13 protein-coding genes are annotated in these 23,960 nt (G+C 42.5%); 10 read left to right on the forward strand and 3 right to left on the reverse strand.

Features of this window, described 5'->3' with window-relative positions; genetic code table 11:
* Positions 1 to 13: 13 nt before the first annotated feature.
* A complete protein-coding gene (locus KTR07_RS21625) occupies positions 14 to 1,381 on the forward strand; it encodes a sulfatase (RefSeq protein WP_008767366.1) in 1,368 nt (455 codons plus the stop codon).
* Positions 1,382 to 1,503: 122 nt separating this feature from the next.
* A complete protein-coding gene (locus KTR07_RS21630) occupies positions 1,504 to 2,433 on the forward strand; it encodes an alpha/beta hydrolase (protein ID WP_224200527.1) in 930 nt (309 codons plus the stop codon).
* 777 nt (positions 2,434 to 3,210) lie between these two features.
* Here KTR07_RS21630 and KTR07_RS21635 read toward each other — a convergent pair.
* The 3 genes from KTR07_RS21635 to KTR07_RS21645 form a co-directional block, all read right to left on the reverse strand.
* On the reverse strand, positions 3,211 to 3,780 hold the full coding sequence (locus KTR07_RS21635; RefSeq protein ID WP_008767364.1) for a DUF6705 family protein: 570 nt from the start codon (positions 3,778 to 3,780) through the stop codon (positions 3,211 to 3,213).
* A 106-nt stretch (positions 3,781 to 3,886) separates the two neighbouring features.
* A complete protein-coding gene (locus KTR07_RS21640; protein ID WP_008767363.1) occupies positions 3,887 to 4,444 on the reverse strand; it encodes a DUF6705 family protein in 558 nt (185 codons plus the stop codon).
* A 61-nt stretch (positions 4,445 to 4,505) separates the two neighbouring features.
* Positions 4,506 to 8,537 carry a two-component regulator propeller domain-containing protein gene (locus KTR07_RS21645; protein WP_113748862.1) on the reverse strand — a complete coding sequence of 1,344 codons (4,032 nt, stop codon included), beginning with the start codon at positions 8,535 to 8,537 and terminating at the stop codon, positions 4,506 to 4,508.
* 255 nt (positions 8,538 to 8,792) lie between these two features.
* Here KTR07_RS21645 and KTR07_RS21650 point away from each other — a divergent pair, with 255 nt between their 5' ends.
* From KTR07_RS21650 to KTR07_RS21685, 8 genes are all read left to right on the forward strand, one after another.
* Positions 8,793 to 10,790 carry an alpha-L-arabinofuranosidase C-terminal domain-containing protein gene (locus tag KTR07_RS21650; RefSeq protein WP_306465282.1) on the forward strand — a complete coding sequence of 666 codons (1,998 nt, stop codon included), beginning with the start codon at positions 8,793 to 8,795 and terminating at the stop codon, positions 10,788 to 10,790.
* 7 nt (positions 10,791 to 10,797) lie between these two features.
* The gene (locus tag KTR07_RS21655; protein ID WP_008767359.1) at positions 10,798 to 12,354 is read left to right on the forward strand and encodes a sulfatase; all 1,557 of its coding nucleotides are present in this window, start codon (positions 10,798 to 10,800) and stop codon (positions 12,352 to 12,354) included.
* 105 nt (positions 12,355 to 12,459) lie between these two features.
* Positions 12,460 to 13,590, forward strand: a complete 1,131-nt coding sequence (locus KTR07_RS21660) for a family 43 glycosylhydrolase (protein ID WP_008767358.1) — start codon at positions 12,460 to 12,462, stop codon at positions 13,588 to 13,590.
* Entirely contained in the window at positions 13,587 to 15,254 is a 1,668-nt protein-coding gene (locus KTR07_RS21665) for an arylsulfatase (protein ID WP_008767357.1), read from the forward strand. Before KTR07_RS21660 ends, KTR07_RS21665 begins: the two co-directional genes overlap by 4 nt.
* 33 nt (positions 15,255 to 15,287) lie before the next feature.
* Positions 15,288 to 17,492, forward strand: a complete 2,205-nt coding sequence (locus KTR07_RS21670) for a glycoside hydrolase family 2 protein (RefSeq protein ID WP_008767356.1) — start codon at positions 15,288 to 15,290, stop codon at positions 17,490 to 17,492.
* Between the two features lie 100 nt (positions 17,493 to 17,592).
* Positions 17,593 to 19,245, forward strand: a complete 1,653-nt coding sequence (locus KTR07_RS21675; protein ID WP_117981541.1) for a DUF6377 domain-containing protein — start codon at positions 17,593 to 17,595, stop codon at positions 19,243 to 19,245.
* Positions 19,246 to 19,432: 187 nt separating this feature from the next.
* Complete coding sequence (locus KTR07_RS21680) at positions 19,433 to 22,432, forward strand: TonB-dependent receptor (RefSeq protein ID WP_117981547.1); 3,000 nt, start codon at positions 19,433 to 19,435, stop codon at positions 22,430 to 22,432.
* Between the two features lie 15 nt (positions 22,433 to 22,447).
* Positions 22,448 to 23,938: a RagB/SusD family nutrient uptake outer membrane protein gene (locus KTR07_RS21685; RefSeq protein WP_117981542.1), complete on the forward strand. Its 1,491-nt coding sequence runs from the start codon at positions 22,448 to 22,450 to the stop codon at positions 23,936 to 23,938.
* The last annotated feature ends 22 nt before the right edge of the window (positions 23,939 to 23,960 follow it).

Consider the following 23,960-nt stretch of genomic DNA (forward strand, 5'->3'; position numbering starts at 1 on the left):
GGAGAAATAAATTATGAATAGACTATTTTTGAGTGTTTCTGTTGCATTAAGTGCGACAACTTGCTCTTTTGCACAGCAAATCACGCAGCCTAATTTGGTGTTGTTCATAGCCGATGATTGTTCATATTACGATTTAGGTTGCTATGGAAGTGTGGATTCGAAAACACCTAATATAGATAATTTTGCCACACAGGGAGTGCGTTTCACCCAAGCCTATCAAGCTGCTCCTATGTCATCGCCTACCCGCCATAATCTGTATACAGGTTTATGGCCTGTGGGTAGCGGAGCTTATCCAAACCATACTTGTGCTGATCAGGGTACTTTAAGCGTTGTGCATCATTTGCATCCATTGGGGTATAAAGTAGCTTTGATTGGAAAGAAGCATGTTGCTCCAAAGTCAGTATTTCCCTTTGATCTCTACGTGCCTAGTGAAAAGGGGGAATTACATTTTGAAGCTATTCAGAAATTTATCGCTGATTGCAAAAGGAAAGGCCAGCCGTTTTGCCTGTTTGTTGCTTCCAATCAGCCACATACCCCTTGGAATAAAGGTGATGTCTCACAGTTCGATCCGGATAAATTAACTTTGGCACCTATGTATGTAGATGTTCCACAAACACGTCAGGAGTTTACTAAGTATCTTGCAGAAGTCAACTTTATGGATCAGGAGTTTGGTAACGTACTCTCTATTTTGGAACAGGAAAAGGTCGCTGATCAATCTGTTGTAGTATATTTGAGTGAACAAGGAAACAGTCTGCCTTTTGCCAAATGGACTTGTTATGATGCAGGCGTACATTCGGCATGCATTGTCCGCTGGCCGGGAGTAGTCAAACCGGGGAGTGTCAGTGATGCATTAGTAGAATATGTGGATATAGTTCCTACTTTTGTCGATATAGCAGGAGGAAAACCGCAGACGAGAGTAGATGGTGAAAGCTTTAAATCTGTTTTGACAGGGAAGAAGAAGGAGCATAAGAAATATTCTTTCTCTCTTCAGACTAGCAGGGGAATAAATAAAGGTCCGGAGTACTACGGGATACGCTCAGCCTATGATGGAAGATATCGATATATTGTTAACCTTACTCCGGAGGCAACCTTTCAGAATGCGATGACTGCTACGCCTTTATTTAAAGAATGGAAACAGCTTGCAGAGACAGATGCCCATGCAAAGGCGATGACATTCAAGTATCAGCATCGTCCTGCCATTGAATTGTACGACGTACGGAATGATCCATTTTGCATGAACAATTTGGCAGGAGATACGAAATACTCCAATATTATTATTCGGCTGGATGCAGAACTAAAGAAATGGATGAAAGCGTGTGGAGACGAAGGGCAAGCTACCGAAATGCGGGCGTTTGATCATATGCCTTCCAAACAAAAGTGATTTGTAAACAGTGTGCAGATTGAAGTAGATACTTCTAATGGTCTTCATCCTATGGGACAATGGATTCAGGAGGATAAATGTTTTATCTTTGATATTGATGAGGTAAGTTATCTCGCTATCCAATGACAGATATAAATAAACCTGTTAATTTGAATGAAATGATAAAAAGTATAATAATGCGAATTAAACTAATACGGTGTATAGAATTAAAGGCTATTGTAACATTATCTTTAGTTCTTATTAATAGTGGAAACCTATTAATAGGTAGCAACCTGTTTATTAGAGATAACAATGATTTAAGTGCAGATACGATTTTGAGATATAATCACTATCCTACAGGTAAACTCTATGTTTATTATTCCAAGGACCAAACGAATCAGAGTTCTCCGGCTGTTATTTTCTTTTTTGGTGGAGGTTGGAATTCCGGTTCTCCTAAACAATTTGAATCACAAGCCAGTTATTTGAATAAGTATGGAGTAACAGTTGTATTAGCTGATTATCGAACCCAAAAGAATGCAGGTACTACTCCTAAAGAAGCTTTAATGGATGCAAAATCAGCTATGCGTTATTTAAAGCAGCATGCAATGTCCATACATGTTGATCCTGATAAAATATTGGCAGGCGGTGGCTCTGCAGGTGGACATTTGGCTGCTGCAACAGCTTTTTGTCATCAAATTAATAATCCGGAGGATGATCTTAATGTGTCATCAATTCCTAAAGCTTTGATCCTTTTTAATCCGGTTATAGATAATGGACCTCATGGGTACGGATTCGACAGAGTAAAAGATTATTATAGAGATTTTTCTCCTATACATAATATAAAAAAAGATGCTCCTCCTGCTATATTTTTTTTAGGGAGTGAGGATAATATTGTTTTGCTTGAAACGGCTCTAAAGTTTAAGAAGAAAATGGAACATGTAGGGTCACGTTGCGATTTATTGCTATATCCGGGACAAAAGCACGGTTTCTTTAATGCTAAGTTTGAAGAATTTTTTGAAAAAACGATGTCAGCTACTGTGGTCTTCTTGAAATCTTTAGGATATATTAAATAGAGGCTTTTGATTTGCCAGTCGTTTTTTATCGGGGATTTTTCCATTTAAGCTGTTTGCATATTAAAAAACACTTAGAATTTGGATATTTCCTCTTTATTATGGTTCATTTCTGATTCGCTTCTGAATCTGCTTCCCAACCACTACAATCATTGCTGTCGAATACAATAAACATTTTCTTTATAAAAAATAATATCCGCAGGTGCATAAATTAATTCGTCCGCCTATAGACAACGTTTCGTCCGGCTATAGGCAAACGCAACGTCGGCTATAGGCAAACTTGCGTCCGGCTATAGGCGGACGAATTAATTTATGCACTGCAAAGGATTATTTATTGCACAAGCCGGAGCTAAATTTAGCATAGGAACTCTTTATCCAATAAATTATCTACTTTCAACTTTTGAGAAAAAAGTTGTCGAGCTATTTTGGTGGCATTTATACTATCATTTATCTCTCTGTATCATTTATAGTTAGGTCAGAAAATGAGAATCAATAAATTTCAAAGTAGAAGTATTCTTCTCCCAAGATAACCTGGATAATTGTCGGGAAGCTTCCTTCTAAAAAAAATCCTTGATGAAAAGCCTATGCTGCAGAAAATAATAAGACGATAAAGACACCATATGGAAGCAATGGAAAGGGACAGCAAACATATACGTTTGCTGCTGTATATAGCCTAATAATAATGGAAGTAGTAATACCAAAGTATATGATGACATTACTTCATAATGAAACACCCTTTCTCCAGCATTACTTATGCCCAACTGCATATGTGAATAGCATCTATTCTTTCGTCATAATAACGTCATCCGGGACAGAAAAGCCAATTGGTCTCCTTTCTGCATCACTAATAGATTCATCACCTTCTGTCTCATTCCAAATACCTGTTAATTCATCCAGTTTCCAGCGAATCTTAGTAGGTGACAATAACTGTATGTATCCACCTGTAATTCCCTTACCACCAAAATGTCTTTTACGTTGGTCATAAAACCAAACGCTAACATAATTGGGATTGATATCATCTAAACGAAGTGAGTGATTAGAAACCCAAATATACATGTTATTAGGACGAGGGTCTTTTGAAAAATCCCAATATACAGGGAATCCACTCATATAGTTCTCTAATACCTCTCCTCTAACAGAAAGATAATATCCTCCATAAAGTCCGTTAATTAGATCGTTTCTCCATGCCTCTTGCCCTTTTTGTAGCTTTATTTTGAAAATAATATCGTTCTTTTGATAAATCCAAGTACCTTCATAAGAATCCAAATTCTTAGTAGGACGTACATTCTTCTGTGCTGTAATAGTATTACTAACAACTAATGCTAATAAGATAAATTTGAATGTTTTCATTTTATATGTACTTGCATTTTTAGTTACATCTAATTATAACCTATGACTATTAGTGAAAAATTATTGTCGGGCATATAATTCCTGCAATACACATTCCACGCAATACTTATTCTTTCGTCATAATAACGTCATCTGGGACAGAAAAGCCAATTGGTCTCCTTCCTGCGTCACTAATAGATTCATCACCTTCTGTCTCATTCCAAATTCCTTTTTCCTCATCCAGTTTCCAGCGAATCTTAGTAGGCGACAATAACTGTATGTATCCACCTGTAATCCCCTTACCACCAAAGTGTCTTTTACGTTGGTCATAAAATATTATACCTAAACTTCCTAATTCATCAGTATAAGGACTGTAAGCCCATATAAACAAATTATTAGGCTGACACTCTTTTAATACATCCCAACACGTAGGAAGTTCTCCCATATAATCTTCCAATACTCTTCCATTGACTGATAGATAATATCCTCCATAAAGTCCATTTGCGGTTTTTTTTGTCCATAGCTGTTGACCTTTTTGAAATTTAATTTTAAATACGGTATCATTTTTCTGATAAACCCAAGTACCTACATAAGTATCTAGTATCTTAGCAAAATTTTGATTTTCTTGTGCTGTAGCATTAATTCCTAGAACTAATAGCAATACAATAATTCTAAATGTTTTCATTTTACATGTACTTTCATGTATTAAATATTAATAAGCATTAGATATAAGTTTGTTTTTTAATTTACAGATTCAGTTGTTTGATAAATTCAGTAGGAGTGATATTAAACTCTTTCTTAAAACATTTTGTAAAATAGTTAGGGTCGGACATTCCTACGGCGTACGAAGCTTCCGAGACATTCATGCCATTCTGTAAATGAATCTTTGCTTCTTTCATCTTTATAGTCCGCATGAACTGGGTGATAGAACATCCGGTCAATGATTTAAGCTTGGTATGCAACAGGCTTCGGCTCACTTTCATATGAGTAATAATTTCAGTAACTCCGAACTCTTCGTCTTTGATATTGGCCATAATCAGGTCAACTAACTCTTTCATAAATACTTCATCACGTGGATTGTTCGTTATTTGTGTAATGTTCAGCTTCTCGATCCGCTTGAAATACTCAATGTTCTGCTTTCTGTTAGTACGCATATTCTGAACCAATAGTTCCAGATTCTGTGCATTAAAAGGCTTGGTTATATACGCATCCGCCCCTTTCAAGTACCCTTGAGTATGATCCAATTCATCCGTTTTAGCAGTTAGCAGAATTACCGGGATATGACTGCTATTCAAATCCTGTTTGACGTATGCCGTTAATTCCAGACCATCCATCACGGGCATCATTACATCGCTGACTATCAGATCGGGCAGTTGCTTCTTCAGTAACTTACAAGCCTCAGCACCATTGTAAGCACGAAATACCTGATAATCTTTGCTAAATATCTCTGCCAGATAATCATTCATCTCTTTATTATCTTCTACAATAAGGATACTTTCTTTGACGTCGGTGTTATCTTGCTCGGTAGAAATCAACTGGTCGGGAATCAGTTCGATCGTTTCTTTCATCCGCAGATTATATTTCTGTATTTCTTCGGACGTGATACTTTCCAAAGATTTCTCCGAAGAGCTATAGGCAGATTCTGAAACATTCAGGCTGACGATAAATTCCGATCCCTTTCCGACTTCGCTTTCAACCTTAATCTCCCCCTTATGCATATGAATCAGTGACTTCGTGAGAGATAACCCCAATCCGAAGCCTTCTCTATGATCCTTTTTTTCTACTTGGAAGTAGCTGTCAAAGATTTTATCTTTCATCTCTTTAGGAATCCCTCTGCCGCTGTCTTTTACTGATATTTCGATGAAATTTTCCGAATCTTTTTTGAGAAGCTTGGCACTGATTTTCACATAATCTCCCGGCTGGGTGTATTTGAAAGCATTCGACAGCAGATTATACATGATGCGTTCCAGCTTGGATGGAGAGAACCAGACTTCTTCATCCGTTTCTTCCAGACTGACAATGAAATCAATCTCCTTTTCCTTAGATACAATATCGAAGATATGAGAAATCTCTTCCAGGAAATGCATGATGTTTCCTTTTCTGACGTTAATTTCCATTTGCTGCATTTCGATTTTACTGAAAGTGAGCAGTTCGTCAATAAGATAATGCATTCTGTTGGCATTGCGGTAGATGACTTCCAGTTTCTCGCGATCATTATTATCGATTTGTTTCTGTTTGATGAGCCGCTGAAGTGGTGACAGGATCAAAGTCAACGGTGTTTTCAGATCATGAGATACGTACGTAAAGAAGTTTATTTTCGATTGATTCATCTTCTCCATATTAACCCGTTGCTCATGTTCCGTTTTCAGTCTCATAAGAAGAATCAACCTGGCTTTGGTATATTTATATGCCAAATAGATGATGCAGAGAACCATACATACGTAGGTCAGATAGGCCCATATAGAAAGCCACCACGGAGGTAGTACATGGATAGTCAACTCTTTCTGTCCTTTTTCATCCCAGTTTACTCCGTCATTGCTTGCTTTAATCTTCAATGTATAATCTCCGGTCGGGAGATTAGAGAAACGTACCTGATGCTGATTGCCTACAAACTGCCATTCTTTATCGATGCCTTCCAGCTTCATGGCATATTGCGTTTTATCTTTGTATTGATAATTAAGCCCTGAGTATTCGATACGTATGGATTGTGCCTGTTCGTGGGTAAGCGTCATCACATCACTTTCAGAGATAGAGGCGGGCAGTAGCGCATCCGGATTGCTGGAAGATACGACATCGTTATTGCTCCATACTCCTGTCAAAGCGATATTAAAATGAGGTTCTACAGGGCGCACCTGTTCAGGATAGAAAGAAATCATGCCATTAATTGTTCCGAAGAACAGTTCGCCGTCGGGTTTCTTGCAGACAGAGGAATAATTGAACTGATTGGTCGGCAGTCCGTCGGCTATGGTATACCGGCTGATTAATCCGGATTTCGGCTGAATATTACATAATCCGTTGTCTGTTCCTATCCATATAGTGTTCTGATCATCTTCTATTATACCTTTTATAGCGTTCGATCCCAATTCTTTCTTCGAATAACTTTTCAATTTTTCGCCTTTTTTATTCAGAACAAAAAGCCCGTCATTGTTCGTTCCTGCCCAAATATTCCCCTGCGAGTCCATATATAAATAAGTCATATACAACTTACTGGATGAGAATTGTGGAAGAGGTGTCTGTTCTTCTGTTCGTTTGTTTATCTGGTATATTCCATTTTGACGGTTTCCAGTCCAGATAATGCTGTCATTGAGGTTAAGCATGCAAAAGACAGGAAGTGCAGAAACTTTTTTCAACTGGAAACTGCCGTTCTGTTTCTTCAAGGTAAATAGTCCCGACGGCCCTCCATACCAGATTTTGCCGGTTTCGTCTTCTATGATGCAGAACCCGGATGAGTTTTTCCCCATTCCGTCATTAAAAGAAAGCGTTTTGTTCTCTTTGGGCATATAATAGTTCATTCCCCGAAGAAACAGACCGATCCATAGGTTCTGTTTACTGTCAATCAGCAAGGAATGTATATTCCGGGCTTTTATATTCATCCGTTCATGGAGTCGTTCGGAACGCGTTATTTCCCGATTGCTGTTCAGGTAGTTAAGCCCTCCGTCTTCGGTAGCAATATAGAGCCCGTTGTCCGGAGTATTGATGATCTGGCGTACAGCTTTACCACTCAGATGATTGGGAGAGTTTCCATAAGGATAAATCCGGAACTGATCCGAAGCATATATAAAATAATTCACACCACCGAAATAGGTTCCAACCCACATGTTATGATTGTAATCTTCAAAAAGGCTATAAATAGGAGAATCGTTCAGATTACTCAAGTCACTTTCCGACTGCTGATAGTGAGTCACTAACCGAAAGGTCTGGTCATAAATGAAAATTCCATTTTCGGTTCCCAGCCAGATGTTGTTCATAGTATCAGTTGTTGCACATCTGAATTGTCTGATATCCTTGATCGCGGCCAGAGGATACAGCGAATCATTATTGATATTGTACACAAATACCTCTTGAGGTGTATTGAATAACAACTGATTGCCAGGCAACATAACTAATTGAATGCACGTTTCCAAAAATGGACGGATGTTCAGAGGCAGTGGTTCAAATTGTTCCTTCTTTAGATTATAGCGTTTCACCCCTTTGTTACTGTTTATCCATAGAACATTGTTTGAGTCTTCTACCAGTCCACGAATATTTTCTCCTTTTCCTTCATTTAATATAAAAGGAGTGAAGCTGTTTTTTTCATTATCGTATTGATAGATGCCGTTACTGCATCCGGTCAGCAATCTGCTGTCAGACGTGTTCAGAAATAAGACACTGTTCTTATTGTTTCCCTCTATGTGATAGCGTGTGAATTGTTCATTCTGGGGATTGTATTTGCAGATTCCTTGCTCCGTAGAAATCCAGAGGACATTCCGGCAGGGGTCATTATATAGTTTGGTGATAAAATCATGGCTGATTGTAGTGGAATCCCCTTCTTCGTGAAAGTACCGGGTAATATTATACCCATCATATCTGCATAATCCATTCCTGGTGCCAAACCACATAAATCCCTTACTGTCCTGAGATATGGCATTGACAGTATTATGAGAAAGCCCTTCTGTAATGCTTAGCTGTTTGAAGCGGACATTATTATATTGGATTTTTCCTTCCGCAAATGTCGGATGAAGCAGGAATAATAAACAAACTGCTACCGATATAAGATTTTTGAGTGTACTCCTTTTCATATCTGATTCTACTCCTTGTTTAACGCTCAAAGATAGTCTTTTTTCTATCGGTTTTTCTAGTACAAATGTATATTCCATTAGAAATTATGTGCACAATCGAAGCTTTATGGGCTCAAACAATACATGCTTCCTTATATTGAACATGATGTTACGAATGTTTATTCTTTGAATTCTCTACATTTGTATCGTAAACCAAATGAAAAGACCATGAAAACAAAATTTTGCAGAACGGCAGTGTATTGCCTGTGCTGTTTTATGTTTATCCAGCCGATAACAGGAAGCCAGGTAAATGATACTCATGAGGGTGTTTTGCATATCGACAAACAGAAAACACGCAAAGTAAGCCGTGTCCAATATGGGTTCCATTATGAAGAGATTGGTATGATAGGAGAAGGTGCCTTGCATGCCGAACTGGTACGCAACCGTTCATTCGAAGAAGCAACTCCACCCGCAGATCTGGCGGTCAAAAATGGGCTTTATCAGAATGTACCGAATCCGCGTGGAAAAAACAAAGATGTATTTCATGTAGACCCTCTGATCGGATGGAACACTTATCCTCTGTCTTATACTCCCATTTTCATTAGCCGTACAGAAGAAAATCCTCTGAATAAGGAGAATAAGTATTCAATGCTGGTCAACGTGACTGAAGATATTGCAAACAATCCGGAGGCAATGATTCTAAATCGGGGATATTACGGTATGAATCTACGAAAGGAGGTATCTTATCATCTTTCCATGTATATAAAAAGCAAAAATTATACAGCTCTTCTTCAAGTTATGCTGGTAGACGAACAAGGTAAACCGGTCAGTACTCAGCTTGTTTTGGATGTAAAGGGTAAAGAGTGGACGAAACTTACCGGAACATTAAAACCTGATAAAGATGTCAAACGGGGGATGCTTGCCATTCAGCCGTTAGGTAAAGGGCAATTCCAACTGGATGTCGTCTCTTTATTCCCTTCTGATACATGGGACAATGGAAAATCAGTTTTTCGGGCGGATATTATGCAGAACTTGAAAGAATATGCACCGGATTTCATTCGTTTTCCCGGCGGATGTATTGTGCATGGGGTGAATGAAGCTACCATGTACCACTGGAAAAAGACAATAGGTCCCATTGAAAATCGACCGGGACAATGGAGTAAATGGGCGCCTTACTACCGTACAGATGGAATTGGTTATCATGAGTTTTACGAATTGTGCGAATATTTGGGAGCAGATGCTATGTACGTAATCCCTACAGGGATGATCTGTACAGGTTGGGTAAAGCAAAGTTCTCCCTGGAATTTCATTCAACCGGACGTTGATCTGGATGCTTATATTCAGGATGCACTGGATGCCATAGAATACGCAATCGGTCCGGAAACCAGCAAATGGGGGGCTTTACGTGTAAAGAACGGACATCCGAAGCCTTTCCCTCTAAAGTACATTGAAATTGGAAACGAAGACTTCGGACCTGTTTATTGGGAACGTTACGAGAAGATTTATCAAGCGTTACACAGACAGTACCCCGACTTGATATACATAGCCAACAGTATCATAGGCAAAGAAAATGACGACAAACGGATTGATATTGCGAAGTTTGTGAACCCGAAGAATGTGAAGGTATTCGATGAACACCATTATCAACCTGTCGAATGGGCTTGCAAGCAGCATTACCGTTTTGACAACTATGAACGGGGAATAGCGGATTTGTTTGTTGGAGAATTGGGCATTGACGGGAAGTATCCCTATAATCTGTTAGCCAGCGGAGCGGTGCGAATGTCTCTTGAACGTAATGGAGACTTGAATCCATTATTGGCAGAACGTCCGGTGATGCGCCATTGGGATTTTTCAGAGCATCGTCAGTTGCACTCTATGCTAATCAATGGGGTAGATTGCAGCATCAGGACATCTTTCTATTATTTATCAAAAATGTTCAGAGACCACACTTTCGATGTATGCCTGGATGCTGGGATTCAGGGGATGAAGGGTTTGCAGAATGTCTTTGTTACGATGGGATATGATAGTGAAAGTAAAGAATATATCCTGAAACTGATCAATTTGAGAAAACAGGAGGTGGTACTTCAAACAGCAGTGAAAGGATTTGGGAAAAAGATACAGGCACAAAAAATAACATTGAGTCTGGAACCCGGCAAGAATAACACTCCGGAAATGCCGGATGCAGTAAAGCCAGTTCAGTCGACCGTAACACTGGACTTAAATAAAGATTTGCAGCTTGAGGCTTCTTCAATGATTGTATACCGTTTTAAATAAGATAAATATGAGAAATGCAGCGTTTTGTATTACGGGATTGGCATTACAGGGTTTGTCTATGTCATTGATGGCACAAACCGACAAGCCGAATATTGTAATCATTATGACCGATCAGCAGCGTGCTGACCTATGTGGCAGAGAAGGTTTTCCTCTGGCAGTTACTCCTTATGTAGATCAATTAGCTCAGGAAAATGTATGGTTTAACAAAGCATATACTGTAGCACCGGCCAGTTCTCCTGCCCGCTGCTCCATGTTCACCGGACGTTTTCCTTCGGCAACCCATGTACGTACCAACCACAACATTCCGGATATCTTTTTTGAACAGGACTTGGTGGGCGTATTAAAAGAAAACGGATATAAAACAGCACTTGTAGGTAAAAACCATGCTTATCTGAAACCTGCTGACTTGGACTTTTGGTCAGAATACGGGCATTGGGGTAAAAATAAGAAAACGACTCCCGAAGAAAAAGAGACGGCTCGTTTCTTAAACCAGAAAGCCAGGGGACAATGGCTGGAACCTTCGCCAATTCCTGTAGAGGAGCAACACCCTGCTAAAATCGTTAATGAGACATTGTCATGGATAGAGAGTCAAAAAGAGAATCCTTTCTTTGTGTGGGTATCTTTCCCGGAACCTCATAATCCTTATCAGGTTTGCGAACCCTATTATTCTATGTTTTCGCCGGATAAGCTTCCCGTATTGAAGACGTCACGTAAAGACTTGGAAAAGAAAGGAGAGAAATATCGCATTTTAGCAGAACTGGAAGATGCGTCTTGTCCTAATCTGGAACAGGACCTACCCAGAATCCGTGCTAATTATATCGGCATGATCCGTTTAATAGATGACCAGATAAAGAGACTGATCGAATCGTTAAAAGCCAGCGGGCAGTTTGAAAATACAATCTTTGTTGTTCTTTCAGATCATGGCGATTATTGGGGAGAATACGGGTTGATCCGCAAAGGAGCCGGACTTTCTGAAAGTCTCGCACGTATCCCGATGGTATGGGCAGGATATCATGTCAAGAATCAATCAGCCCCTATGGATAGCCATGTGTCAATTGCTGATATTTTTCCTACTCTTTGTTCTGCAATCGGTGCCAAGATTCCGGCTGGTGTTCAAGGTCGTAGCTTATGGCCGATGTTGACCGGAAAAGAATACCCCAAAGAAGAGTTTTCCAGCATTGTCGTACAACAAGGTTTTGGAGGAGCACATGTCGGACTGGATTCTTCTCTTACTTTCGAACAGGAAGGGGCATTGACGCCGGGTAAGATTGCATACTTTGATGAACTCAATACCTGGACTCAAAGCGGTACCTCTCGTATGGTCAGAAAAGACGACTGGAAACTGGTGATGGATAACTATGGAAACGGAGAACTATATAATCTTAAGAAAGATCCTTCGGAAGTAGATAACCTGTTTGGTAAAAAGAAATACACTGCTGTTCAGACAGAGCTTCTGACGAAGTTAGTCGCATGGGAATTACGTCTGCAGGATCCACTCCCTCTTCCCCGGAAACGTTATCATTTTAAACAGGATCCTTATAATTATCTCCAACCCGAACAATAATAAATCAAAAGAATGTACATATTGACGGATATTAAAGACATTGTTCCATGAGCTCAATCCTGTAACAGTCTACTTTTGTATCCGTAAATAATAAAACTGTAATCTATGAAATTTATATTGCGATTAGGACTTGCTTTACTGACAGGATTTGTCTCAGTCAGCACAGCATCGGCACAAGCATATGGAACTGCTGATACAAACGCTCCGGAGCTGCGTGTCCCAAAATCTGTTCAACCGGCATTTGACTACTGGATGCGTGACACATGGGCAACACTAGGCCCCGACGGTTACTACTATATCACTGGAACCACTTCTACCCCCGACCGTCACTTTCCGGGACAGAGACATTGCTGGGATTGGAATGACGGTTTGTATCTTTGGCGCTCCAAAGACCTGAAGATATGGGAAGCCATGGGACGAATCTGGTCAATGGAAAAAGACGGTACCTGGCAGAAAGATCCCAAAGTATATAAAGAGGGAGAGAAATATGCGAAGAAGTCTATCAATAATGATCCGATGGATAACCGTTTCCACGCTGTATGGGCACCGGAAATGCACTATATAAAGAGTGCGAAAAATTGGTTTATTGTAGCCTGCATGAATCAATCGGCAGGCGGAAGAGGCTCTTTTATTCTGCGGAGTACTACCGGGAAGCCGGAGGGACCTTATGAAAATATCGAAGGTAACGAGGATAAAGCCATTTTTCCAAACATTGACGGAAGCCTGTTTGAAGATACGGATGGTACCGTATATTTTGTCGGTCACAACCACTATATAGCACGCATGAAACCAGATATGAGTGGTTTGGCAGAAGAGATAAAGACATTAAAAGAAAGTAAATACTCTCCGGAGCCGTATGTTGAAGGAGCATTCATCTTTAAATATGATGGAAAATATCATTTGGTACAAGCTATCTGGGCACACCGCACGGTGAAGGGGGACACTTATGTCGAGAAGGAAGGGTTAACTAATAAGAAAACTCGTTATAGCTATGATTGTATCATTGCCACTGCCGACAATGTATATGGTCCTTATGGTAAACGGTATAACGCAATTACCGGCGGCGGACACAACAATCTGTTTCAGGATAAGGATGGCAACTGGTGGGCAACCATGTTTTTTAACCCTCGTGGCGCACAGGCGGCCGAATATAAAGTGACATGTCGGCCGGGATTGATTCCGATGCTTTATGAAAACGGAAAATTTAAACCTAATCACAATTATCAGGCAAAATGAAAACATCACTATTGATAACCGGGGGATTGGCTTTCGGAGCAATGACTTTTGCACAAGAAAAGCCTAATATCATTGTTATATTGGCGGACGATCTGGGTTTCTCCGATTTAGGTTGCTACGGAGGAGAAGTACAGACACCGGTATTGGATAAGATGGCCAAACAGGGTGTCCGTATGACACAAATGTATAACAGTGCGCGGAGTTGTCCGTCACGTGCCAATTTATTAACCGGACTTTATCCGCATCAGACAGGGTTAGGACACATGGATGCAACCCGTCCGGCATGGCCGAAAGGATATGCCGGCTTTCGTTCCAATTCTGACAACGTTACCATTGCCGAAGTATTAAAAGATGCCGGATATTTCACAGCCATGTCCGGTAAATGGCATCTGGGCAAAACCGCCAATCCGATAAACCGAGGTTTCCAGGAATATTATGGTTTGTTAGGTGGATTCAATTCTTTTTGGAATCCGGACGTATATACCCGATTGCCTAAGGATCGTAACCCACGTCAATATAAAGAGGGAGAATTTTATGCTACTAACGTAATAACCGATTATGCCATAGACTTTATTAATCAGGCACATCAGGAAGAAAAACCTTTGTTTCTGTATTTGGCATACAATGCTGCTCATTTTCCGTTGCACGCTCCGAAAGAAGTAACGGATAAATATATGAAGATTTACCTGCAGGGTTGGGATAAGATTCGAGATCAACGTTGGAAACGAATAGTAAAGATGGGGCTTTTGCAAGGAAAACCAGCATTAAGCCCGCGTGGTGTTGTTCCCGAAAGTTTGTTTGAGGATGAGACACATCCGCTGCCTGCCTGGGATTCTTTAACAAAGGAACAGCAGACTGACCTGGCTCGCCGTATGGCTATTTATGCTGCCATGATAGATATTATGGATACCAATATTGGTCGGGTATTGGATACTTTACAGAAGAACGGTGAACTGGATAATACATTTATCATGTTCATGTCGGACAACGGAGCTTGTGCCGAATGGCATGAATTTGGTTTCGACAAGCAAACTGGAACAGAATATCATACTCATGTTGGTGCTGAATTAGACCAGATGGGACTACCGGGAACTTATCATCATTACGGAACCGGCTGGGCAAACGTTTGTTGTACCCCATTTACACTTTATAAACATTATGCGCATGAAGGTGGAATATCCACTCCTTGCATTATCCAGTGGGGTAAACAGATTAAGCACAAAGGCAGTATTGACCATCAACCGGCACAATTCTCGGATATCATGGCAACTTGCATCGAACTGGCAGGGACTAAATATCCCGAAGAATACGAAGGAAGAAAGATTGTACCTACACCGGGCAAGTCAATCCTTCCTATTGTACGCGGTGAAGAAATGCCGGACCGTTATATCTATGCGGAACATGAAGGTAATCGTATGGTACGCAAAGGTGACTGGAAACTGGTCTCTGCGAATTTTAGAGGTGATGAATGGGAACTCTATAATATCAAAGAAGACCGCACAGAACAACATAATCTGATAAAGGAATACCCTGAAATGGCAAAGGAACTGGAAGACGCTTATTTTGAGTGGGCAGACCATAGTGATGTGCTTTATTTCCCGAAGGTTTGGAATACTTATAATAAAGGACGCCGGAAGGACTTTAAAGAATATAGAGATAAGTAGGAAAACACAGTAGGAAAGAAAAGATAGGAACTTATGAACAAGAAACTACTAATTGCAGTATTTGTAAGTGCTATGGCACATACGTTCGCTTGCGCAGCAAGCCCGAAAGAAAATAGAATGAAAACAGTTTGGGCTGATAAAGTTACGTCGGAAAATGTATGGCAGAGTTATCCGCGTCCTCAGTTACAACGTTCGCAATGGATGAATCTGAACGGGTTATGGCAGTATGCGGTTACTACTCAGGATACACCTAAAAAAGAAGTGAAGTTCGAGGGACAGATTCTCGTTCCGTTTGCTATCGAATCTTCCCTTTCGGGGGTGCAGCGTTCTTTTCTGCCTACCGAGAAATTGTGGTATCAGCGTAACTTTACCCTTGATGACGCATGGAAAGGAAAAACAGTGATTTTGCATTTCGGAGCTGTAGATTATGAATGTCAGGTATGGGTAAACAACAAATTGGCGGGCATTCATAAAGGGGGGAATAATCCTTTCTCTTTCGATGTAACCAAATTGCTGAGAAAAGGTGGTTCGCAACTTGTTGAGGTTGCTGTTATCGACCCTACGGATACGGAGTCAATTTCCCGTGGCAAGCAACAGTTGGAGCCGAAAGGTATCTGGTATTCTCCGGTATCCGGTATTTGGCAGACTGTGTGGTTGGAGGCTGTAAATTCAACCCATATTCTTCAGGTTCTTCCTACAGCTGATATTCATAAAAAGACGGTTAGTCTGGACATCAGTGTAGCTAAAGCCAAAGGAGGAGAAAAAGTAAAAGTGGAATTACTGGACGAAGGTAAGGTAGTGGGTACGACAGAGCAAAAATTAGCCTCAAAGATAGAAATGGAAGTTCCGGAGGCTGTTCTTTGGAGTCCGTCTTCTCCGAAACTTTACCATCTGAATATTGAGTTGTTAAGTCAAGGACAAGTAATAGATCAGGTAAAAAGCTATTTTGCGATGCGTGAGGTCAGTATCCGCAAAGATGAATGTGGTTACCAGCGTATTTGTCTGAATGGTGATCCAATATTCCAGTATGGAACACTGGATCAAGGCTGGTGGCCGGATGGTTTGCTGACACCTCCTTCCGAAGAAGCAATGCTTTGGGATATGGTTCAGCTCAAAAATATGGGATTTAATACCATACGCAAACACATTAAAGTAGAACCGGAGCAATATTATTATTATGCCGATTCGTTGGGTTTGATGATGTGGCAGGATATGGTATCCGGCTTCTCTACCGAAAGAAAAGACGAAGAACATATTAAGCCCAATGCGCAAACGGACTGGAATGCACCCGCATCACATACTAACCAATGGCAACAGGAGATGTTCGAGATGATTGACCGTCTGCGTTTTTATTCCTGTATCACAACGTGGGTAATCTTCAATGAAGGATGGGGACAGCATAATACGGTAGAAATAGTGGAAAAGGTAATGGAATACGATAAAAGCCGTATCATTGACGGAGTAACCGGCTGGACAGACAGAGGAGTAGGCCATATGTATGATGTACACAATTATCCGTCTGCTTCCATGATTTTGCCCGCTTGTAATGGCAATCGGATTTCTGTCTTAGGAGAATTCGGAGGGTATGGATGGGCCATCAAAGAACATCTGTGGAATCCCGGTATGCGGAACTGGGGATATAAAAATATTGATGGAGCAATGGCGCTGATGGATAACTATGGTCGTCTGGTCTATGATTTGGAGACATTGATAGCACAGGGGCTGAGTGCGGCGATTTATACACAAACCACTGATGTCGAAGGTGAAGTAAATGGTCTGATTACTTATGACCGGAAAGTTATTAAAATTCCGGAAGGCTTGTTGCATATCATGCACGATCGTTTATATCATGTCAATCCGGCGAAAGTCATTACTTTGGTGCCCGACGCTCAGAATGGGAGTGCGGTCAGCCGTGCAGTCAGCCTTAACGGGCAGGAGTCGAAAATGACCTCTTTGCCTTTCGATTGCCCTCCCCGTTCGGAAATTGTGTCGGAAACTTCATTTGATGTCAATGATGAATTCAGCCATTTGTCTTTGTGGGTGCGTGCTACCGGAGATGTGAAGGTATGGTTGAATGGAGTGGAGGTCTTTTCGCAGGAGGTGAAACAAACCAGGCAATATAATCAGTACAATATCAGTAATTATTGCCGATATTTGCGAAAAGGAAAGAATGAGTTGAAAATCGAAGTACGGGAAACTAAAAAGATGAGCTTTGATTTCGGTTTGAGGGCTTACTGATCGGACACGTTTTTATTCCCAAGACTTGCAATAATTTCTCAAAGAAGGCTGTCGGTTTCTGAAAGACTTTTATCTTTGCAGATATAATACATATGGCGCTATGAGAAAGATTATTTTGATTTTCGTGACAATTGTCCTTCCCTGTTTGCTTTGCGCAAGAAATGATGATAAGAGTACAGATATGCTGCTTCGTGAGATTGACGGAATTATCAGGAACCGTCAGACTTACGGTGCAGAAAAAGAAGCACGTATCTCCGATTTGAAGAAGTTGCTGTCCGAGGCTACCTCCGATGAGCAGTGTTATGGATTTTGCGGCAGGCTTTTCGACGAATATCGGGCTTATAATCTGGACTCTTCGTATGTATATGCACAGCGGAAGCAGGAACTGGCTTCTCATTTGAACAAACAGGATTATCTGGATGATGCCGCCATGAATATGGCAGAGGTGATGGGAACCACCGGAATGTACAAGGAAGCTCTGGAGCAGTTGGGACAGATAGACAAGAAAACCCTGTCTGATTATCTCTATCCCTATTATTACCACTTGTATCGTACTATTTACGGTTTGATGGGAGATTATGCCGTCACCGAGAAAGAGAAAAAAGAGTATTACCGGATGACGGACCTGTATCGGGATTCCCTTTTACAGACTAATGCCTCCGACTCATTGGGTCATGTGCTGGTGATGGCCGACAAATGCACCGTACACGCCCAATATGATCAGGCAATAACCATGCTGACCGACTTCTACCGGAAACCCTCTCTGGACGATCATTCCAAGGCGATGATTACTTATACCTTGTCAGAAGCCTATCGCCTCAAAGGAGACAAGAAAGGGCAGAAACACTTTCTGGCTCTCTCGGCCATCGCCGATTTAAAATCGGCAGTCAAAGAATATGTTTCCCTGCGGAAGCTCGCCTCTCTTGTATATGAGGACGGAGACATTGACCGTGCATACAACTATCTGAAATGCTCGCTCGAAGATGCTACACTCTGCAACGCCCGCCTTCGTACACTGGAAATCTCGCAAGTCTTCCCCATCATCGATCAGGCTTACCAGCTGAAAACCAAGCGGCAGCAACAGGAAATGAAGATATCTTTGATTTGTATCAGTCTGCTTTCCGTCTTTCTGCTGGTGGCTATATTCTTCGTTTACAAGCAGATGAAGAAAGTGGCTGCCGCCCGTCGGGAAGTGATTGACACGAATACGCTTCTGCAAGAGCTGAACGGTGAACTTCATGACTCCAATTCGCAACTGAAAGAGATGAACCATACCCTTTCGGAAGCTAACTATATTAAAGAGGAATACATCGGCCGCTATATGGACCAGTGTTCCACCTATCTGGATAAGATGGACTTATACCGTCGTTCTCTGAATAAGATTGCGGCTGCCGGCAGGGTAGAAGAGTTGTATAAAGCTATTAAATCCTCCCAATTCCTCGAAGAAGAGCTGAAAGACTTCTACGCAAACTTCGATATGACCTTCCTGCAACTCTTCCCTAACTTTGTGGAAGAGTTTAATGCGTTACTTGTCGAACCGATGCAGCCCAAGCAGGGCGAACTGCTGAATACCGAACTTCGTATCTTTGCCCTGATTCGTCTGGGGATTACGGATAGTACCAAGATCGCCCAGTTCCTCCGCTACTCTGTGACCACTATTTATAATTACCGGACACGTGTCCGCAACAAGGCACTCGGCGAACGGGATGAGTTTGAGGCTAAAGTAATGAAAATAGGGAAGGTGGAAGAGTAAGAAATCCACTACTTTTTTAGCACGGTCGCTATTCTATAATATTCTTATTATTAGTGTTTTATGCTGTTTTGTACTGTATAAACCACTATATTTTTGCTATCTGGCAAAAGAAGCGCATTTAATTGTGGATACTTTTGTTTCAGTGAAAACAAAAAGTAATCCTAATATTAACTTTAAATTGATGTACATGGAACAGAGTATAAAGTCGAAAGGCTTTGAACATCGCCTCCTATTAATAATGTGGGGCTTGTTACTATCTCTTAGTGCATTCGCACAGCAGATTACAGTAAAAGGACATGTAGTGGACGCCACGGGCGAACCGGTGATCGGTGCCAGTGTGATAGAAGGCAAGTCCACGAACGGCACGATTACCGATATCGACGGTAACTTCTCATTAAATGTTTCTGCTAACAGCGCATTGACCATTTCTTTTGTCGGCTATAAGACGCAGACTGTTTCGGTGAACGGAAAAACCGCACTGAAAGTAACCTTACAGGAAGATACCGAAGTATTGGACGAAGTCGTTGTAGTAGGTTACGGAACGATGAAAAAGAGCGACCTGACCGGCGCCGTATCTTCCGTAGGAGTCAAAGATATCAAAGACTCTCCGGTAGCCAATATCGGTCAGGCAATGCAGGGAAAAGTATCCGGCGTGCAAATTATCGATGCCGGCAAACCGGGGGACAATGTAACCATTAAAATCCGTGGTCTGGGCACGATCAACAACAGCAACCCGCTGATTGTCATCGACGGGATTCCCACCGATTTAGGCTTATCTTCCTTGAATATGGCTGATGTGGAACGGGTAGACGTACTGAAAGATGCTTCGGCAACTGCCATCTACGGTTCGCGCGGTGCCAACGGTGTAGTGATGATTACCAGTAAACGCGGCGCCGAAGGCGTCGGAAAGGTAACGGTCAATGCGAACTGGGCGATACAGAATGCAACTAAAGTGCCTGATATGCTGAATGCCGCCCAATATGCAGCATTGAGCAATGACATGCTCTCAAACAATGACGATAACACCAACCCTTACTGGGCAGACCCTTCTTCATTGGGAAAAGGAACGAACTGGCTCGACGAGATGCTGCGCACGGGAGTGAAGCAGAGCTATTCGGTCAGCTATTCCGGCGGCACGGAAAAGGCGCATTATTATGTATCCGGCGGTTTTCTCGATCAGTCCGGTATTGTGAAGAGTGTCAATTATCGCCGTTTCAATTTTCAGGCGAACAGTGACGCCCAAGTCAACAAATGGCTGAAATTCACCACCAACCTGACATTCAGCACAGATGTAAAAGAAGGAGGAACATACAGTATCGGTGATGCGATGAAAGCCCTTCCCACCCAACCGGTGAAGAATGACGACGGCAGTTGGAGCGGTCCCGGACAGGAAGCGCAATGGTACGGAAGTATCCGCAATCCGATCGGTACGCTTCACATGATGACGAACGAGACGAAAGGATATAACTTCCTCGCAAACATCACCGGAGAGATCACCTTCACTAAATGGCTGAAACTGAAAAGTACCTTCGGCTATGACGCCAAGTTCTGGTTTGCCGACAACTTCACGCCGGCATACGACTGGAAACCGAATCCGGTAGAAGAATCTTCCCGCTACAAAAGCGACAACAAATCATTCACCTACCTGTGGGACAACTACTTCGTATTCGATCATACTTTTGCAAAGAAACACCGTGTAGGTGTGATGGCAGGTTCTTCTGCACAGTGGAATAACTACGATTATCTGAACGCACAGAAAAACATTTTCATGTTCGACAATATCCATGAGATGGACAACGGAGAAAAGATGTACAGCCTTGGCGGCAGCCAGAGCGACTGGGCACTGCTTTCACTGATGGCACGTCTCAACTACTCATACGAAGACAAATACCTACTGACGGCTACCGTACGTCGCGACGGCTCTTCCCGCTTTGGTAAGAACAACCGATGGGGAACATTCCCTTCCGTATCTTTGGCTTGGCGTGTCTCTCAGGAAGACTGGTTCCCGAAAGATAACTTCCTGATGAACGATCTCAAACTGCGTGTCGGATACGGTGTGACCGGTAATCAGGAAATCGGTAACTATGGATTTGTCGCATCTTACAACACGGGTGTCTATCCTTTCGGAAACAATAACTCCACTGCTTTGGTATCTACCACTCTCTCCAATCCGAACATCCATTGGGAAGAAGTGCGCCAGGCCAACTTCGGAGTGGACATGAGCCTGTTCGATTCGCGTGTCAGCCTTTCACTGGATGCTTATATCAAGAATACGAACGATATGCTGGTGAAGGCTTCCATCCCCATCACTTCGGGCTTTGAAGATACTACCGAGACTTTCACCAATGCCGGCAAGATGCGCAACAAAGGAGTGGAAATGACATTGCGTACCATCAACCTGAAAGGCATCTTCTCCTGGGAATCCGCTTTAACGGCTACCTACAATAAAAATGAGATTTTGGACCTGAACAGCGAAACTCCGATGTTTATCAACCAGATAGGCAATTCATACGTGACCATGCTGAAAGCCGGTTACCCGATCAACGTTTTCTATGGATACGTTACCGACGGGCTTTTCCAGAACTGGGGAGAAGTCAACCGCCACGCCACCCAGCCGGGCGCAGCTCCGGGGGACATCCGCTTCAGAGACTTGAACAACGACGGAGTGATTAACGACGAAGACCGTACGATTCTTGGCAATCCGAATCCGAACTGGTTCTTCTCACTCTCCAACAACCTATCTTACAAAGGATGGGAACTCTCCGTTTTCCTGCAAGGAGTGGCAGGCAACAAGATTTATAATGCCAACAATGTGGACAACGAAGGAATGGCTGCCGCCTACAACCAGACCACAGCCGTACTGAACCGCTGGACAGGAGAAGGCACAAGCTACTCCATGCCGCGTGCCATCTGGGGCGACCCGAACCAGAACTGCCGCGTATCCGACCGATTTGTGGAAAACGGCTCGTATCTCCGTCTGAAAAATATCACCCTTTCGTATACACTGCCTAAAAAGTGGTTGCAAAAGATTCAACTGGAAAACGCCCGTATCTCCTTCTCTTGCGAGAATGTGGCGACTATCACCGGATATTCGGGCTTCGACCCCGAGGTGGATGTCAACGGTATAGACAGCAGCCGTTACCCTATCTCGCGTACATTCAGTATGGGCTTGAACTTTAACTTTTAAATCAGGAGGAAGAAAATGAAAAAGAAACTGACTTTTATAATGATACTTGTCGTACTTGCCTTGACATCGTGCAGTGATTTTCTGGATAAGTACCCCAAATACGGTGTGGACCCCGAATCGGAAGTGACCAATGAGATTGCCGTAGCACTGACTACTGCCTGCTATAAGACGTTGCAGTCGTCCAATATGTATAATCAGCGCCTGTGGAGCCTCGACATCCTTGCCGGCAACAGCGAGGTAGGCGCCGGAGGAGGAACCGACGGACTGGAAACTGTTCAGGCGGCTAACTTTATAGCGCAGAGCGACAACGGTTTTGCCCTGTACGTATGGCGTTCTCCGTGGGTAGGCATCGGACGTTGTAATATCGTGCTTTCCAATCTGCCTTCGGCTGCCATCTCCGATGAGATAAAAGACCGTTGCATGGGTGAGGCATATTTCCTGCGTGCTCATTACTACTATATCCTCGTCCGCCTTTATGGTGGCGTACCTTTGCGGTTACAGCCCTTTGAGCCGGGACAGTCGACGGATATTGCCCGCAATACGGTAGATGAGGTATATGCGCAGATTCTATCGGACTGTAAGAATGCGGTGGATATGCTTCCCCCAAAGAGCAGTTACGGAGAAAATGACAAGGGACGTGCCTGCAAAGAGGCGGCGATGGCTATGCTGGCAGATATTTACCTGACGCTGGCGCCCAATCATCGGGATTATTACAATGAAGTTGTTACGTTGTGCGACCAGATTACTGCGATGGGATATGATTTGTCTCAGTGCAAGTATGCCGATAATTTCGACGCTACGATCAATAACGGTGCGGAATCCCTTTTCGAAGTACAATACTCCGGCAGTACGGAATACGATTTCTGGGGAGGGGACAACCAGTCTTCCTGGCTGTCGACCTTCATGGGACCCCGCAACTCCGGTATGGTGGCAGGCGCTTACGGATGGAATCTGCCTACGGAAGAATTTATCAAAGAGTACGAAGCGGGCGATTTGCGCAAAGATGTGACCGTGTTATATCAAGGCTGTCCTGCTTTCGACGGCATGGAATACAGACGTTCATGGTCGGGTACAGGTTACAACGTCCGGAAGTTCCTTGTGTCGAAGACCGTTTCGCCGGAATATAATACCAACCCGAATAACTTCGTGGTATACCGTTATGCGGATGTCCTGTTGAAGAAGGCGGAAGCCCTGAACGAACTGGGACATCCCGACCAGGCTGCCGCACCTCTGAATATCGTCCGTCATCGTGCCGGACTGGCGGATGTACCGACTACCTTGAATCAGGAAACAATGCGGGAAAAGATTATTCACGAACGTCGGATGGAACTTGCTTTTGAGGGACATCGCTGGTTTGATATGATTCGCATCAATAATGGTAACTATGCGATTGAGTTCCTGAAATCCATCGGCAAGAATCAGGTGACGAAGGAACGTCTGCTGCTGCCCATCCCGCAGACAGAGATGGACTCTAACAATCTGATGACTCAGAATCCCGGTTATTAATCGCTTTTACAATCATTCATTT

It is taken from the genome of Bacteroides sp. MSK.20.82, from assembly GCF_019052485.1.
Lineage (GTDB): Bacteria > Bacteroidota > Bacteroidia > Bacteroidales > Bacteroidaceae > Bacteroides > Bacteroides thetaiotaomicron.

Bases quoted from the DNA above. Each gene is read 5' to 3' on its own strand.
- KTR07_RS21680 (WP_117981547.1), top strand. From the start codon at position 19,433: ATGGAACAGAGTATAAAGTCGAAAGGCTTTGAACATCGCCTCCTATTA.
- KTR07_RS21685 (WP_117981542.1), top strand. From the start codon at position 22,448: ATGAAAAAGAAACTGACTTTTATAATGATACTTGTCGTACTTGCCTTG.
- KTR07_RS21630 (WP_224200527.1), top strand. From the start codon at position 1,504: ATGACAGATATAAATAAACCTGTTAATTTGAATGAAATGATAAAAAGT.
- KTR07_RS21625 (WP_008767366.1), top strand. From the start codon at position 14: ATGAATAGACTATTTTTGAGTGTTTCTGTTGCATTAAGTGCGACAACT.
- KTR07_RS21640 (WP_008767363.1), bottom strand. From the start codon at position 4,444: ATGAAAACATTTAGAATTATTGTATTGCTATTAGTTCTAGGAATTAAT.
- KTR07_RS21670 (WP_008767356.1), top strand. From the start codon at position 15,288: ATGAACAAGAAACTACTAATTGCAGTATTTGTAAGTGCTATGGCACAT.
- KTR07_RS21635 (WP_008767364.1), bottom strand. From the start codon at position 3,780: ATGAAAACATTCAAATTTATCTTATTAGCATTAGTTGTTAGTAATACT.
- KTR07_RS21645 (WP_113748862.1), bottom strand. From the start codon at position 8,537: ATGAAAAGGAGTACACTCAAAAATCTTATATCGGTAGCAGTTTGTTTA.
- KTR07_RS21660 (WP_008767358.1), top strand. From the start codon at position 12,460: ATGAAATTTATATTGCGATTAGGACTTGCTTTACTGACAGGATTTGTC.
- KTR07_RS21650 (WP_306465282.1), top strand. From the start codon at position 8,793: ATGTTTATCCAGCCGATAACAGGAAGCCAGGTAAATGATACTCATGAG.
- KTR07_RS21665 (WP_008767357.1), top strand. From the start codon at position 13,587: ATGAAAACATCACTATTGATAACCGGGGGATTGGCTTTCGGAGCAATG.
- KTR07_RS21675 (WP_117981541.1), top strand. From the start codon at position 17,593: ATGAGAAAGATTATTTTGATTTTCGTGACAATTGTCCTTCCCTGTTTG.
- KTR07_RS21655 (WP_008767359.1), top strand. From the start codon at position 10,798: ATGAGAAATGCAGCGTTTTGTATTACGGGATTGGCATTACAGGGTTTG.